Origin of the sequence: Sphingomonas sp. BE138, from assembly GCF_031456125.1 — a bacterium.
Taxonomy (GTDB): domain Bacteria; phylum Pseudomonadota; class Alphaproteobacteria; order Sphingomonadales; family Sphingomonadaceae; genus Sphingomonas.
In genome coordinates, this window is the sequence record NZ_JAVDUC010000079.1 from 1 (window position 1) to 1,160 (window position 1,160).

1 protein-coding gene is annotated in these 1,160 nt (G+C 63.4%); it reads right to left on the reverse strand.

Annotated features, from left to right (window positions below):
- On the reverse strand, positions 1–1,160 hold a 1,160-nt coding region (locus tag J2Y58_RS20955), incomplete at both ends, for a catalase (protein WP_310107452.1).

Sequence of the window (1,160 nt, forward strand, 5' to 3'; positions counted from 1 at the left end):
TGAACCTCGGCGGGGAAGCTGGTGAAGCCGATCTCCGGGTTCTCGCGCGGACCGCCTTCCGCGCCCCAGCTGTTCGGCTCATAGTTCACGCGCCCCTTCGGATTGCGCATCGCCATGTGGCCGTCCTGCTGGAAGTTCATCACCGGACAGCGCGGGGCATTGATCGGCAGGTGGGTGAAGTTCGGGCTGCCGAGCCGCTTCAGCTGGGTATCGAGATAGGAGAAGTTGCGGCCGTGCAGCAGCGGGTCGTCACTGAAGTCGATGCCCGGCACGATGTTCTGCGTGCAATAAGCGACCTGCTCGGTTTCGGCGAAGAAGTTGTCGACGTTGCGATTGAGCGTGAGCGTACCGACGATGCGGACCGGCACGTCCTCCTCGGGGATGAGCTTGGTCGAGTCGAGATGGTCGAAGGGAAGCTTGTCGGCGGTTTCCTGATCGAACAGCTGGACGCCGAGGTCCCATTGCGGGAAGTCACCGCTCTCGATCGCCTCCCAAAGATCGCGGCGATGATAGTCGGGATCGGCGCCGCTGATCTTGACCGCCTCGTTCCACAGCACCGACTGGAGCCCCTGGCGCGGCTTCCAGTGGAACTTGACGAAGGTCGCCCTGCCTTCCGCGTTCACCAGGCGGAAGCTGTGGACGCCGAAGCCCTCCATCGTGCGGAAGGAGCGGGGGATCGTGCGATCGGACATGATCCACATGATCATGTGCCAGGCTTCCGGGGTGAGGCTGGCGAAATCCCAGAAATTGTCGTGTGCGGTTTGCGCTTGGGGGAACGCCCGGTCGGGCTCCTGCTTGGCCGCATGGACCAGATCGGGGAACTTGATGGCATCCTGGATGAAGAACACCGGGATGTTGTTGCCGACGATGTCCCAGTTGCCCTGCTTCGTGTACATCTTGACGGCGAAGCCGCGCACGTCGCGCGCCAGATCGCGCGAGCCCTTGTTGCCCGCTACCGTTGAGAAGCGGACGAACACCTCGGTCTGCTGCCCGACCGTGCTCAGCACGTCGGCGCGGGTGTAGTCGGCCAGACTGTCGGTCAGTTCGAACACGCCGTGCGCGCCATAGCCGCGTGCGTGGACGACGCGCTCCGGGATGCGCTCGTGATCGAAATGGAAGATCTTTTCGCGGAGGATGAAGTCTTCGAGCAGCGTGGGGCC